Origin of the sequence: Pseudomonas sp. URMO17WK12:I9, assembly GCF_900230165.1 — a bacterium.
Classification (GTDB): Bacteria; Pseudomonadota; Gammaproteobacteria; order Pseudomonadales; family Pseudomonadaceae; genus Aquipseudomonas; species Aquipseudomonas fulva.
The window spans coordinates 91,705-104,297 of record NZ_OCMQ01000009.1; the positions used below are offsets into that span (position 1 = coordinate 91,705).

Below are 12,593 nucleotides of genomic sequence, written 5' to 3' on the forward strand. Positions count from 1 at the left end.
CACTTTGCCACTTTTGGCTGGACAACGAGTCATCGCAGCATTACTTGAGCGAGCCTAGCTTTCAGTCCAGAAGTTTGAAGGAAAATATGCCCCCACCTAAAGTACTTAGCGGATACCTACCAAGACCGGCCTTAGCATGAAGCGTTTCAATAAACTCACGCACAACTTCAAGGCTATCCCTGGCTCTTTCGATATCGCAAAACCTCATCCAGCTAGGAAACTGGTGATCGGTTACGCGATGTGGAGCTTCGTTTCCCTCAAGAGTCTCACTAACGGTAATTGATTCTGTCTTTCCATGCGCTAATGTGTTTCGGAATTCCAGAAGTTCGGCAACACTAGGATACGCATCCACGAGTTTGGTAGTAGGTAGCTGCAAAGCAACGGCTATAGCCTGGTATTTTTCCCAGACGCTCGGTCGTGATCGCTTGAAGACCAAATTCATGTGATGGTCCTCTGGCCCCTCAATCAAGTGGTTCAGATAAGCTTCCACCGTAAACGCTTGAAGAATCAGACAGTTCATCACTTCATAAAGCTGCCCCTCGACTTCCTCCTCTGCCGACTCCAGGGCACGGCAAGCCCCCGAAAATAGGTATGAAAAAGTTTTCGTGGTTTGGGTGCCATTATACTGCCCAGCCATAATCTGCCTCCTTAAATCGCCAAAATGTATCGCACAGGCTTCTCCATGCCCATAGAAAACCGCTCCAACCGCAACAACAGAACTAGAACCTTCACTCTCGACTCACTGATCACTGCGCTCAAGCAAGTCGGAGCACATCACGAAATCAGCGCAGACCTCATTGCAGAGCAGATTTTCGATCAGCCGGCCCAGCAGGGCCAGGGCGAGCCTGCGGGTTACCAGATCCGCAGCAAGACCGATGGATTTGGGTCGCAGTGGACACCGTGGCGGGAGTGCTGTGACACCGAACGGGCCATGCACGATCATGAGGTAGGCCGCTTCAATCAGTTCGGGATCATGCGCGAGATTCGGCCGGTCTTCGCAAGCGCTGCCGGTCCTGCCGAGGTTGAGCGACTGCGCATCGAGAATGTCCGCCTGAATGGCTTGAAGCCTGAAGGACCACCGCGGCCACCAGCTGGATATGGCCTGCCTCGCTACGGTCTCCGCTGGAACGGTCTACAGCAGCCTATCGCAGTACCCATGGATGATGGCTATTGGACGCCTTGGCATCTGGCGGATCGCCTGCGCCAAGAACGCGACAACCTGCTCGAAGCCGGCGCACACCTGCTGTAACCCTTCCCCTAATCTAGCTCGCCGACATGCGCGGGCATGGAGAACTCGTGAACACCCATTTCCTGCTGATGGCCCAGTACGGTGGCCAGGCAATCATCCCGCTCGAGCGCATATGCCTCGACTACTTCAGCCACCTGACCCCCGAGAAGATGAAGGCAAAGGTCGCCCGAGGCGAGATCAACTTGCCCCTCGTCTGTATGGAGGCCAGCCAGAAGTCAGCTCGAGGCGTACACCTGAACGACCTGGCCGCCTACCTCGACGCGCAGCATGCCAAGGCCAAGACCGAGCACGACAAGCTCATGGGTCGCGGTCTTCGACGCGCCTCTTGACCCTCTTCCGGGCCTCGATCACGGGGCCCGCTATCACCCTGTCGATCCATCCCCACCCCGCATACGGATCGCCATTCCCCCGCAGGTGCGTATAGCGCCGCATCGAGTTCCAATCCCGGTGACCGGAAACAGAAGCCACCTTCGGGATATCCCACCCCATTTCGAAAAGCCGGCTCACGCCATCATGGCGTAGGTCGTGAAAATGCAGGTCGTCGATCTCTAGAAAATTGCATGCTCTGGTGAACGAGGCCGATATCGACTTCGAGTTGTACGGAAAAACCTCGCTGGCTACACGCGGCATCGACTGCAGGATGCGCCAGGCTTCGTCCGGCAAATGGCACCACACATCATTCCCGTATTTCTGCCCGGGGTTCTTCATGTCGGTGATGAGGGCTGACCGGTCCTTGTCGTTGAGTGAATCCCAGCGTATGCGTGTGATCTCCTCCTGCCGCCGGGTAGAGAAGAGCGCGAATAGCACCACCCGAAGCATATCGATCTCCTGCTTGCGACGGTCGCGCATCTCGTCAAAGTACGCTAGCAGGCGCTCAAGCTCGTCCAGAGTCGGCCGTCGGTTTCGTTCACGGCTTCTGCTGACCGCGCCCATCTTCCTCAGCACCTTCCGGGCGTCGGGCATAGCGTGCGGGTCAACTTCATAGCCCCAGGCCGGCCGCGCAACGGAGAGGACCGCGCCCAAGTGCGCCAAGTCGTTGCCTACAGTCTGTGCCTGAATGCCGCTGTTCTCCATCCGCCACATGGCGTACTCGACCAGCTTCTGGCTGGTTAGGTCTGTGTCCGCAACCTCGCCCAGCCAAGTTTCCTTGATGGCGTTCAGGGTAGCGCGTTTCGTTTTGCCCAATGGACGCAACTTTTCGTACTGATCCAGGTAACGGTCGACCATGTGCTTGACCGTGATGCCGCCGCGATTCGCTTTGTCGATCGCGCCTGGCTCATGTAGCTCCGCCTCGCGCTTCCTGATCCAGGCCTGCGCTGTAGCCTTGCGATCGAACGTCTGGCTTTCCTGATAGACTGACTGACCCTTCTTCATGATCCGGATCTGCGCGGTGTACGCTGCAGACCCATCCTTGCGCTTCCGAAGCGTAATGGTTCCCATTGGTTTTGCTACACGGCTGCTATGAGTTACTACATTGTAGCAACGACAGACGGCAAACGAGCAAAAATGATGGGAGACGGTAGCAAACGAGAGAATCGAAAATGCCCCCTAAAACCCCAGAAAACAAGGCCTCCCCAGTAGATTCAGTAGTGAGGCGGTTTTCTGTTGCGCCGATGATGGATTGGACCGACCGCCACTGCCGGTTCTTCCTGCGCCTGCTCTCCAAACACACCCTGCTCTACACCGAAATGGTCACCACCGGTGCCCTGCTGCACAACGACGCCCAGCGTTTCCTGCGCCACGATGCCTCCGAGCACCCGCTGGCCCTGCAACTGGGCGGCAGTGTGCCGGCGGACCTGGCGGCGTGTGCGCGGCTGGCCGAGGCCGATGGCTATGATGAGGTCAACCTCAATGTCGGCTGCCCCAGCGACCGGGTGCAGAACAACATGATCGGCGCCTGCCTGATGGCGCACCCGGCGTTGGTGGCCGATTGCGTGAAGGCGATGCGCGACGCTGTCTCGACACCGGTGACAGTCAAGCACCGCATTGGCATCAATGGCCGCGACGGCTATGCAGAGCTGTGTGACTTCGTCGGGCAGGTGCGCGAGGCGGGTTGTCGCAGTTTCACCGTGCACGCACGCATCGCCATCCTCGAAGGGTTGTCGCCCAAGGAAAACCGCGAAGTGCCGCCGCTGCGCTATGACGTGGCCGCGCAACTGAAAGCTGATTTCCCGGACCTTGAGATCGTGCTCAACGGCGGCATCAAAACCTTGGCCGACTGCCATGCCCACCTTCAGACCTTCGACGGCGTGATGCTGGGCCGCGAGGCCTATCACAACCCTTACCTGCTGGCCGAGGTGGATCAACAGCTGTTCGGCAGCACGGCACCGGTGGTCACCCGCACCGAAGTGCTGGCGCAGTTACGGCCTTACATCGTGGCCCATATGCAGGCAGGGGGTGCGATGCATCACGTGACCCGGCATATTCTCGGCCTGGCCCAGGGCTTCAAGGGCGCTCGTCGGTTCCGTCAGCTGCTTTCGGCAGACATTCACAAGGCAGCCGAGCCGCTGGTCGTGTTCGACCAGGCCGTTGAGCTGTTGCAGGGGCGTTGAGGCGCTGGCGTGTCACGCAGGCGCCTGCCGGTTGCGCGACACGATGCAAGGCCCGGCCTGAAGGGAACCTGAGGGACGGTGGGTACTCGAACATTCACCTCTCGTACAGCCGGGCCCTTGAGCGACCGTGGGGGCTGGGGTAATGTCGAGTCATTGCACAGGACAGAGCACGCCCATGACTTCCAAGCTGGAACAACTCAAGCAGTTCACTACCGTGGTCGCCGACACCGGTGACCTGGACGCCATCACGCGCCTGAAACCGGTAGACGCCACCACCAACCCGTCGCTGCTGCTCAAGGCTGCCGCCATCCCGGCCTATGCCGAGTTGCTCACGCGCGTGAAGGGCGAGGCCAACGGTGATCTGGACCAGGCCTGCGACATGTTCGCGGTGGCGGTGGGTTCCGGCATTCTCAAAGCAATCCCCGGGCGTATCTCGACCGAAGTGGATGCGCGGCTGTCGTTCGATGAACCTGCCCTGCTGGCCAAGGCTCGCTCGCTGATCGAGCTGTACGACAAGGCCGGTGTTGGCCGGGACCGTGTGCTGATCAAGCTGGCGTCCACCTGGGAAGGTATCCGCGCCGCCGAGAAGCTGGAGAAGGAAGGCATCCAGACCAACCTGACCTTGCTGTTCTCCTTCGCCCAAGCCCAGGCCTGCGCCGACGCTGGTGTGTTCCTGATTTCGCCGTTCGTGGGCCGGATTTACGATTGGCACAAGAAAAGCACGGGCAAGGAGTACACCGGTGCCGATGATCCAGGCGTACAGTCCGTCACGCGGATCTACAACTACTACAAGGCTAATGGCTACGACACCGTGGTCATGGGCGCCAGCTTCCGCAATACCAACCAGATCGAACAGCTCGCCGGTTGTGATCGCCTGACCATCAGCCCGGAATTGCTGCAGCAGTTGAGCGAAGACCAAGGCGACCTGCCGCAGGTATTGAAGCCAGGCAATGCCGGTGAGCCCAAGCGTCATCTGAGTGAGAGCGAGTTCCGCTGGGACATGAACGAAGACGCCATGGCTACCGAGAAGCTGGCCGAGGGCATCCGCCAGTTTGCGCGCGATCAGGAGAAGCTTGAGAAGGTCATGGGTGAAGAAGGCTGATCCAATTCAGGTTGTCTCGCGGGCGGGAAGTGTTCGACATTTCCCGCCCGTGTTGTTTTTACAGGTGGTGCCGTCGTGCGGCCTGCATGCTGTCTCAGATGCGCCAAGTCCATAGTCACAAAAGCTTTGCATGGCTTGGCAAGACAACCCGATCCCGAAGGCATGACCCTCTGGAGGCAGCTGGCGCCCCACCGACGGACAGGTTCATACAGCTCGCCCGGGCAGCATAGGCCTCAGAAAGCCTACCAGGAAAGAGGCAGGCTGCTCTTGACCCCAGAACCTGGTGACTCGATCAACTGCGCTCCAGCGCACTCACCAAGTCATGAAAGGCTTCGCGATTGGACTCATTCAAGCCCATCAGAATCCGGTGTGCTTCCAGCACCTTGGAACGCACCACCTCCTCGTTCTGGTCCTGGGATGGCAGGTCAGACAGGCATTCAGGGCACGGGATGGGGCGGTCGACGATGTTGAATACCTGATCGAACCCCATCGATTGCAACAGGCGGGAAATATCCGGGTTGGTGGTCACGACGGTCGGCAGCAGGCCCACTTTCTGTCGCGACAGGATCGACAGCTTGGCGAGCAAGCCAAGGGTGGTGCTGTCGATGCTTTCGGTTTCGGTCAGGTCGATCACGATGGTCGAGAAATTCAGCGCGGTGAATATTCGCTCGATCGTTGCATCGAGCGCCGAACACAAGGTCAGGCGCACTTCACCGACGAATTTCAGTACGAAGGTACCGTCCTGCTCGGCGAACTGGATTCTACCGGTACTCATTGAAGGTTCCTGCTCAACACCAATAGGGCGATATCATCCGGCATCTCCCCTAGCGTAGCCAATCCAAAACGTTGACGCAGCCCATCCAGGCTACCCTCTGCCGCCCTGACGATTTCAGGCAGCGCAGCTTCTTTATCTTTGAGCGTATCACCTGGCAAAAGGTCCAGGATGCCATCGGACATCAGGCTCAGGCTGAAACGTGGTGGCAGTTCAACCACCAGGTCCTGGTAGCGGGCCTCCTCGAACAGCCCCACGGGCAAACCGCGGCCTTCGAGGTAGCGGGTGTGCTCGGGTGTATGCAGCACCGGCAGCGGCAGGTGCCCGCCTACGGCATAGGTCAGCAACCCGGTGTCTTCATCGATCACCCCGCCCACCATGGTCACATGCTTGCCCAGCTTGCAGTTGATCAACCCACGGTTGATGTGGCTGAGCACTTCAGAAGGCTGGAACTCGCGCATGTTGCCGCCACGCTTGAATTCGAACAGAAGGCGGGTGGTCATGAACTTCAGCAGCACGGTGACGAAAGCCGAAGAAGCACCGTGCCCGGACACGTCGGCCAGGTAGAAAGCGATACGCCGCTCGTCCACACGGAAGTAGTCGGCGAAATCACCCGACAGGTACAGCGACGGGATGATCTGGTGCTCGAAGGCAAAATCACCGGCGTGCCAAGGGCTTTGGGGCAACATGTTCATCTGCACTTGCCGACCAGCGGTCTGGTCTTCCTGCAACAGGTGCAGGCTGGCCTCCAGTTCGCGGTTGGCAGCCTCGAGCTTCTCGCGGTAGCGCTGGTTTTCCAGCACAAGGTGCGCTCGATCCAACGCACGGCGCACCGAGTGCTCAAGCACCGCCAGGTCTTCAAGTGGCTTGATCAGGTAATCCGCAGCGCCCAGTCGCAATGCATCCACCGCATCGGCCATGACCCCGGCACCCGACACCACGATCACGGGTATCTGCGGTGCACGGGCGCTGATCTGACGAATCAGTTCAAGCCCGCCCATTTGCGGCATGCGCAAATCGCAGATCACAAGATCAGGCTGGTGCTCTTCGAAGACCTGAAGCCCCTGCTGGCCGTTGCCAGCCTGGAGAACGCTGAAGCCACTGTCTTCAAGATACGCGGCGAGGCTTGCACGGACCACGTCGTCGTCATCGATGATCAGCAGCGTTGCACTGGTTTTCTGCATGTGGGCGAACGGCGCCGATTGGGGTTTGTGCAGCGAGCCGGCAAGGCAGACCAACAGCTGCGGGAATTCTGAACAGGTCGCACGTTCTGCGAGTTGTAGGGCAAGAAAGCCTACCTGGCAACTGCGAGATATGCGGTGTAAGGCGCAGACGGTACTCCCATCCGCCAGGGGTTTCAAGCATCGAACGGTACGCTTGAGCGGCTTTACAGGGCAAATGACCGAGAGTTATAAGAAACCCTCACGATGTAACCTCACAGGAAGGATGCAGCATGCCCGATAACGCCACCAGCCACAGCGAGAAACGCGATTTCATCCGCATGCGCATCGACACGCCGGTTACCCTGGTACACGAGGGTAAGGTCATCGCCGCGGTGTGTCTCGACCTGTCCAGCAGCGGGATGCAAGTACAGGCGCCTCAGCCGTTCCACGTCGGGGATCGGCTGCAGGTGCGCCTGGAGTCGGATCACCCTTCGCTCGAAGGCTTGCACGCCACGGCGGAAGTCGTGTGGATCGCGGCCCAGGCGGATGGGCAGCACACGTTTGGGCTGCGCATCCTGGCCATGCGGTAGCCTTAGAAATCGTCCTCGACTTCGCCATCGCGCACCTTGAACTCGCGGTTCTGCAGGTAAGCGTTGCGAATGAAGATGTACTTGTCACCCTGAATCAGCTTCTCAGCCGGCAGCAGGCTTGCACGGGTGTCCACCACGTCCAGGGCGAAGGCCGAATTGCGGGTAGGCACATGGTCCACGTAGCGATAAGGCCGGGTGAACGTGTCCGGGTACTTGGCTACGCCATCGCGCACAGTGCTTGGGCCCAGCAAGGGAATGACCACGTACGGGCCGCTGGGCACACCCCAGTAGCCCAGGGTCTGACCGAAGTCTTCATCGCTGCGCTGCAGCCCCATCTTGGTGCCGACATCGAAGAACCCGGCCACGCCGAAGGTGGTGTTGACGATCAAGCGCGCCGTATCCACCCCTGCCGCATGGGGTTTGAGCTGCAGGACGTTGTTGGCCAGGTTGGTCACATCGCCCAGGTTGCGGAACATATTGTGGATGCCGTCTTCGAGAAACTGCGGCGTCACGGCGTCGTAACCCTTGGCGAGCGGCTTGAGCGCGTAGGTATCGAGCGTATCGTTGAAGCGGAAGATCGGGCGATTGACCGCTTCCCAGGGATCTTCTTCAGTGGCGGCCTGAGTAGCCGCCACGGGCGCCAGCAGCATGCTGGCGCATACACAGGCCTGGGTGACTCGTTCGATCACACTGGCACCGATCCTACGCATAGTGTTTCTCCATCAGGATTATCGGCCGCAAGCGCAACGGTCGCGCTGCTGTAGTGCGGCAGTATAGAGTTTTGCAGGCCGATAGACAGCTTTCGGCATCCATGAAGTTTAATGTGACCAAGTGTTACGTCAGTGGTGCTACGCAATGGCAGCAAGATTTAACGAGAACCTGTTGCTCGCCAACCTCATGGATGAAACGAACCGCTTCCCAGCGAATGCGCGAAAAATACGGACACAGCTCAGCGGCTGCCAGCCATGCAAATCCCACGCGAAAGGTTTACGCTCAATACAGGCCAGAACCTTTGCCGCCTCGCTGAGGTCCATGGCTTGCCAAACCTATGATGGAGAAGTGCCAATGCCTGCCCGCGAATTGCAAGAGCGCCTCAACAGCCTGCGCGAGCAACTGGATCGCAACGTGCCGCTTTCGGACGAAGAGCTGGCTGCGCTCCATGAAGAAGCGCGTCAAATCGAAGCGCAGCTGAAGCTGGAAAACGCCACGCCTGACAACAACCTGGCCGACGGTGTGAACCTTGCCGTGGAGCGATTTGAAGCCGACCACCCTGACCTGACGGCCACCCTGCGCAGCATTGCCAACTCGCTGCACAGCATGGGTATCTGAGGCATACGGCTCGGGCTGCTGCGCACACAGCGCAGCGCAGTGGCCTGCCATTACCCGCACTGCGTCCAGGGTCGAACAGCACGCGGCCTGTTGTCAGGGTCGGGTGCGGTTCAACGCAGGCGCACCCCGGCGGCGGTCACTGCCTGGCCAGGCGCCCATTGCTCACGAAGATTTCCCCCATGCTGCGGTAGGGGTTGATATCCAGGCCACCCCGGCGCACATACCGGGCATAAACGGTCAAGTGCTCAGGCTGCAAGAGATTCTTCAGGTCCAGGTAAATGCGCTCGACGCATTGTTCATGGAAATCCGCATGCTGGCGGAAGCTGATGAGATAGGTCAGCAGGCTGGCGTGATCGAGCGCCCTGCCCTTATAGGTCACTACCACGCTTCCCCAGTCCGGCTGACCGGTAACCGGGCAGTTGGATTTGAGCAGGTGACTGTGCAGCGTCTCTTCGAGCACCTGATGAGCGTCGCATTGCAACAACTCCGGTTGCGGCTGCGCATAGTTGGAAATAGCCACATCCAGCCCATCGATACAGGTGCCTGGCAAAGCGACCACGCCTTGGGCCTCGACCTCTTCCAGCGTCCTCACCTTCACCCCTACCGCCTTGCCGGCGGCCGCCGAAAGGTCTTTCTCAAGGCACGCCTGCAAGGGCTCGATGCCTGCGAAAACGGTCTGGTTCAAGGAGTTCAGGTACAGCTTGAATGACTTCGATTCGATGATGTTGGGCGAATCGGCGGGGATGGCGAACTCGCCTATGGCTACCACGGGCTTGCCCGAGGGCAGCAGCCAGGACAGCTCGAAACAGTTCCAGTAATCCACCCCTTGCCAGGGAAGCGTCTGCGCGGTGACACCCAGCTCCGCCCATTTGGCGGTGCGTGGGATCGGGAACAGCAGCTCCGGGGAATAGGTGGCGACGTATTCACTGGACTTGCCCAGCGGGGAGTGTTCGGCGGCAGGGTGCATTGGAACTGACCTGAAAGTGTGGAGTGGACGCTAGCGTTCGTACGGTGCGCGCCCCCATTGCTGGGGTAACCCTGTCGTGTACAGGATGACGCGTAGGGCGCCCAGTCTACCCTGTTGCTTGCCGCCTTGCAGCGCCCCTCACTCGATGGTCAGCGGCCCAACCATGCCCGCTTGGTAATGGCCTGGCACATTGCAGGCGAATTCGATGGGTGCAGAGGCCTTGAAGGTCCAGGTCAACTCAGCGCGCTGGCCAGGCATCACCAGCACCGTGTTACCGCCGCCATGCCCATGACCTGCACCGTGATTGTGCCCGCTCATGTCGCCATGCCCCATGCCCTGCTCATCTGCGGCTGCATTGAACAGCTTGGCTTGCATGGCAACCATCTGTTTTTGATGTTCGGCATGCATGGCTTTGTCACCCAGGTTGAACTCGTGGGGCAACTGACCCTCGTTGATCAACACGAAGCGCACCGTCTCACCTGCCTTGACAGTGAGGCTGGCGGGCTCGAAGGCGATATCCTTGAGCCGCACTTCAACCGTACGGGTTGCCTCCTCGGCTGGTGCAGGCTCACCGAAAGCTAGCGGGTGTGCGGTGCCTGCCTGGGCAAGACTACTGGCCAGCGTCAGTGCGCAGGCAATGATAAAGCGAGACATCGAGGCTCCCATGCGTTGGATTGAACGGCGCCAGATTAAGGCCACGCGACTGCCATGAAGCTGACCGCTGCATTACAAGCGTGTCAGTTTGGTTCAATGCCGCGCAGGTCACGTATGATCCTGGCACCCACGCGCCGGCTGGACCTCACTGCGGCGCGCCGCATCAACCGCCGGAGCTTGCCTCAATGAAACTGTTGATCGTCGAAGACCAGGCCCGTACTGGCCAGTACCTGCATCAGGGCCTGAGCGAGGCCGGCTTCACGGTGGAGCTGGCCACCGACGGCGAAACAGGCCAGTTTCTGGCCCTGACGGGCGATCATGACCTGCTGATCCTGGATGTGATGCTGCCAGGGCGCGACGGCTGGCAGATCCTCAAGGCCGTGCGGCAAGCCGGTATCGATACGCCCGTGCTGTTCCTGACCGCCCGCGATGCCGTCGAGGACCGGGTACATGGCTTGGAACTGGGCGCTGATGATTACCTGATCAAGCCATTCGCCTTCTCGGAGCTGCTGGCGCGCGTGCGCAGCCTGCTCAGGCGCGGCTCCACGCCCAGTGCCGATACCTTGCTGACGGTAGCAGACCTGCGTCTTGACCTGATTCGTCGACGTGTCGAGCGCGGCGGCCAGCGCATCGACCTGACCGCCAAGGAGTTCGGTTTGCTCGAACTGCTGCTGCGCCGTCAGGGCGAGGTGCTGTCCAAGGCGCTCATTGCGTCCCAGGTTTGGGACATGAACTTTGCCAGCGACACCAACGTGATCGAAGTGGCCATCCGCCGACTGCGGGCCAAGGTGGACGATGCCTACGAGGACAAGCTGATCCATACGGTACGCGGCATGGGTTATGTGCTGGAAGTGCGCCCATCGTGAGGCGCCGCATTTCGCTGACCAGTCGCCTGGCGCTGCTGTTCGCTGCCTGCACCGCTGCGGTTTCGCTCGGGGCGGGCCTGGTGTTCAATCAGGCCAGCGAGCAGCATTTCATCGAACTTGACCAGCAGTTGCTGGCCTCGCGCTTGTCGTTGTTGCGCCGTCACCTGACGGACGTCGGCACGCAGGCCGACCTGCAAACCCGCCTGCCGGCCCTGCGCGAGGAGCTGAGCCATCAGGCCGACCTGTCCGTGCGGGTCACCTCGGGTGGGGGCGTCACTTGGTTCGAGAGCCAGGCCGGCCTCCCCCCGGCGCCCTCCTCCACGGGGTTGAAGACGCTGCATGCGCAGGGCATTGACTACCGCAGCCTTGCTGTGGCGCTGATACCAGGCAGCGCGACCTCGCCGCAACTTGTGTTGTACCTCGACATCACCCATCACCAGCATTTTCTGCAAGGCATGCAGCGCCTGATCTGGCTGACAGTCGGACTGTCGGCGCTGGTCACCGCCCTGCTGGGGGCCTGGGCGGCGCGCAGCGGCCTACGGCCCTTGAGGCAGATGGGCCGCATCACCGCACGCGTCTCTGCCCGTTCGCTCACCACCCGGCTACCCGTGGAGCAAATGCCCGCCGAACTGGCTCAATTGGCTGACAGCCTCAATGCCATGCTGCAGCGCCTGGACGATGCGTTTCAGCGCCTGTCGGCGTTTTCGGCCGACATCGCCCATGAGCTGCGCACGCCGCTGTCCAACCTGCTGACCCACACCCAGGTCACCCTGACTCGCCCACGCAGCCTCGACACCTACCGAGAGGCCTTGCACGACAACCTCGAAGAATTGCAGGCGATGGCGCAGATGATCAATGACATGCTCTTTCTCGCCAAGGCTGACCAGGGACTACTCACACCAGGTGACACCCCACTTGCCCTGCATGATGAAGTGGATTCTCTACTGGAGTTTTACGCCCTGGCTGCTGAAGAAGCGGCCGTGCAGCTGACACGCGAGGGACAGGCGTGGCTGCCCGGCGACAGGACCATGCTGCGCCGGGCGCTCTCCAACTTGCTCGACAACGCCCTGCGTTTCACGCCGACGGGGGGACAGGTGCGGATCACGCTGGCGACAGGACCGCGCATCACCGTGAGCAATACCGGCAGCGCCATCGAGGCGACGGCATTGCCTAGGCTGTTCGATCGTTTCTACCGGGTGGACCCGTCCAGGCATGAAGGCGGGGGCGAACATGCCGGGCTGGGCCTGGCGATCACGCGGTCGATCGTGCAGGCCCATGGCGGGCGGATTCAGGTGGCGTGCGAGGCGGGGTGGACCCGCTTCACGCTCGATTTCTCAGGCCGGTAAAGG

At 60.4% G+C, this 12,593-nt stretch carries 15 protein-coding genes; 8 read left to right on the forward strand and 7 right to left on the reverse strand.

The genetic code is table 11. The features are described 5' to 3' along the window. Positions 1 to 61 precede the first annotated feature (61 nt). On the reverse strand, positions 62 to 637 hold the full coding sequence (locus tag CRP40_RS17415) for a hypothetical protein (protein WP_027915064.1): 576 nt from the start codon (positions 635 to 637) through the stop codon (positions 62 to 64). A gap of 45 nt (positions 638 to 682) precedes the next feature. On the opposite strand from CRP40_RS17415, the gene CRP40_RS17420 reads away from it, so the two are divergent. Then, positions 683 to 1,249 (forward strand): hypothetical protein, encoded by a 567-nt coding sequence (locus CRP40_RS17420; protein WP_027915065.1) that lies wholly within the window; start codon positions 683 to 685, stop codon positions 1,247 to 1,249. A 47-nt stretch (positions 1,250 to 1,296) separates the two neighbouring features. Beyond that, positions 1,297 to 1,578 carry a pyocin activator PrtN family protein gene (locus CRP40_RS17425; RefSeq protein WP_027915066.1) on the forward strand — a complete coding sequence of 94 codons (282 nt, stop codon included), beginning with the start codon at positions 1,297 to 1,299 and terminating at the stop codon, positions 1,576 to 1,578. On the opposite strand, the gene CRP40_RS17430 is transcribed toward CRP40_RS17425, so the two are convergent. Continuing rightward, positions 1,547 to 2,689, reverse strand: coding sequence for a site-specific integrase (locus tag CRP40_RS17430; protein WP_027915067.1), 1,143 nt, complete (start codon positions 2,687 to 2,689; stop codon positions 1,547 to 1,549). The two genes, CRP40_RS17425 and CRP40_RS17430, sit on opposite strands and share 32 nt — an antisense overlap. Positions 2,690 to 2,790: 101 nt before the next feature. On the opposite strand from CRP40_RS17430, the gene dusA reads away from it, so the two are divergent. Beyond that, positions 2,791 to 3,801 (forward strand): tRNA dihydrouridine(20/20a) synthase DusA, encoded by a 1,011-nt coding sequence (gene dusA / locus CRP40_RS17435; protein ID WP_050587327.1) that lies wholly within the window; start codon positions 2,791 to 2,793, stop codon positions 3,799 to 3,801. A gap of 175 nt (positions 3,802 to 3,976) precedes the next feature. Further along, entirely contained in the window at positions 3,977 to 4,903 is a 927-nt protein-coding gene (tal, locus tag CRP40_RS17440; RefSeq protein WP_027915069.1) for a transaldolase, read from the forward strand. 292 nt (positions 4,904 to 5,195) lie between these two features. On the opposite strand, the gene rssC is transcribed toward tal, so the two are convergent. Both rssC and rssB read right to left on the reverse strand, forming a co-directional pair. Then, positions 5,196 to 5,678, reverse strand: a complete 483-nt coding sequence (gene rssC, locus CRP40_RS17445) for an anti-sigma factor antagonist RssC (RefSeq protein ID WP_027915070.1) — start codon at positions 5,676 to 5,678, stop codon at positions 5,196 to 5,198. Beyond that, a complete protein-coding gene (rssB, locus tag CRP40_RS17450) occupies positions 5,675 to 6,859 on the reverse strand; it encodes a two-component system response regulator RssB (protein ID WP_027915071.1) in 1,185 nt (394 codons plus the stop codon). Before rssB ends, rssC begins: the two co-directional genes overlap by 4 nt. 269 nt (positions 6,860 to 7,128) lie before the next feature. Here rssB and CRP40_RS17455 point away from each other — a divergent pair, with 269 nt between their 5' ends. Beyond that, positions 7,129 to 7,428, forward strand: coding sequence for a PilZ domain-containing protein (locus CRP40_RS17455; RefSeq protein ID WP_027915072.1), 300 nt, complete (start codon positions 7,129 to 7,131; stop codon positions 7,426 to 7,428). 2 nt (positions 7,429 to 7,430) lie between these two features. On the opposite strand, the gene CRP40_RS17460 is transcribed toward CRP40_RS17455, so the two are convergent. After that, positions 7,431 to 8,138 carry a VacJ family lipoprotein gene (locus tag CRP40_RS17460; protein ID WP_027915073.1) on the reverse strand — a complete coding sequence of 236 codons (708 nt, stop codon included), beginning with the start codon at positions 8,136 to 8,138 and terminating at the stop codon, positions 7,431 to 7,433. Positions 8,139 to 8,493: 355 nt separating this feature from the next. Here CRP40_RS17460 and CRP40_RS17465 point away from each other — a divergent pair, with 355 nt between their 5' ends. Next, complete coding sequence (locus tag CRP40_RS17465; RefSeq protein WP_023534264.1) at positions 8,494 to 8,757, forward strand: DUF4404 family protein; 264 nt, start codon at positions 8,494 to 8,496, stop codon at positions 8,755 to 8,757. A 136-nt stretch (positions 8,758 to 8,893) separates the two neighbouring features. On the opposite strand, the gene queF is transcribed toward CRP40_RS17465, so the two are convergent. Together queF and CRP40_RS17475 are read right to left on the reverse strand one after the other, a co-directional pair. Continuing rightward, entirely contained in the window at positions 8,894 to 9,724 is an 831-nt protein-coding gene (queF, locus tag CRP40_RS17470; protein ID WP_027915074.1) for an NADPH-dependent 7-cyano-7-deazaguanine reductase QueF, read from the reverse strand. Between the two features lie 138 nt (positions 9,725 to 9,862). Beyond that, entirely contained in the window at positions 9,863 to 10,378 is a 516-nt protein-coding gene (locus tag CRP40_RS17475; protein ID WP_027915075.1) for a cupredoxin family protein, read from the reverse strand. A 185-nt stretch (positions 10,379 to 10,563) separates the two neighbouring features. Here CRP40_RS17475 and CRP40_RS17480 point away from each other — a divergent pair, with 185 nt between their 5' ends. Together CRP40_RS17480 and CRP40_RS17485 are read left to right on the forward strand one after the other, a co-directional pair. After that, on the forward strand, positions 10,564 to 11,244 hold the full coding sequence (locus tag CRP40_RS17480) for a heavy metal response regulator transcription factor (RefSeq protein WP_027915076.1): 681 nt from the start codon (positions 10,564 to 10,566) through the stop codon (positions 11,242 to 11,244). Next, positions 11,241 to 12,590 (forward strand): heavy metal sensor histidine kinase, encoded by a 1,350-nt coding sequence (locus CRP40_RS17485; RefSeq protein ID WP_027915077.1) that lies wholly within the window; start codon positions 11,241 to 11,243, stop codon positions 12,588 to 12,590. The genes CRP40_RS17480 and CRP40_RS17485 overlap by 4 nt, the downstream gene beginning before the upstream one ends. The last annotated feature ends 3 nt before the right edge of the window (positions 12,591 to 12,593 follow it).

Bases quoted from the DNA above. Each gene is read 5' to 3' on its own strand.
- CRP40_RS17415 (WP_027915064.1), bottom strand. From the start codon at position 637: ATGGCTGGGCAGTATAATGGCACCCAAACCACGAAAACTTTTTCATAC.
- CRP40_RS17420 (WP_027915065.1), top strand. From the start codon at position 683: ATGCCCATAGAAAACCGCTCCAACCGCAACAACAGAACTAGAACCTTC.
- CRP40_RS17430 (WP_027915067.1), bottom strand. From the start codon at position 2,689: ATGGGAACCATTACGCTTCGGAAGCGCAAGGATGGGTCTGCAGCGTAC.
- dusA (WP_050587327.1), top strand. From the start codon at position 2,791: ATGCCCCCTAAAACCCCAGAAAACAAGGCCTCCCCAGTAGATTCAGTA.
- tal (WP_027915069.1), top strand. From the start codon at position 3,977: ATGACTTCCAAGCTGGAACAACTCAAGCAGTTCACTACCGTGGTCGCC.
- rssC (WP_027915070.1), bottom strand. From the start codon at position 5,678: ATGAGTACCGGTAGAATCCAGTTCGCCGAGCAGGACGGTACCTTCGTA.
- rssB (WP_027915071.1), bottom strand. From the start codon at position 6,859: ATGCAGAAAACCAGTGCAACGCTGCTGATCATCGATGACGACGACGTG.
- CRP40_RS17455 (WP_027915072.1), top strand. From the start codon at position 7,129: ATGCCCGATAACGCCACCAGCCACAGCGAGAAACGCGATTTCATCCGC.
- CRP40_RS17460 (WP_027915073.1), bottom strand. From the start codon at position 8,138: ATGCGTAGGATCGGTGCCAGTGTGATCGAACGAGTCACCCAGGCCTGT.
- CRP40_RS17465 (WP_023534264.1), top strand. From the start codon at position 8,494: ATGCCTGCCCGCGAATTGCAAGAGCGCCTCAACAGCCTGCGCGAGCAA.
- queF (WP_027915074.1), bottom strand. From the start codon at position 9,724: ATGCACCCTGCCGCCGAACACTCCCCGCTGGGCAAGTCCAGTGAATAC.
- CRP40_RS17475 (WP_027915075.1), bottom strand. From the start codon at position 10,378: ATGTCTCGCTTTATCATTGCCTGCGCACTGACGCTGGCCAGTAGTCTT.
- CRP40_RS17480 (WP_027915076.1), top strand. From the start codon at position 10,564: ATGAAACTGTTGATCGTCGAAGACCAGGCCCGTACTGGCCAGTACCTG.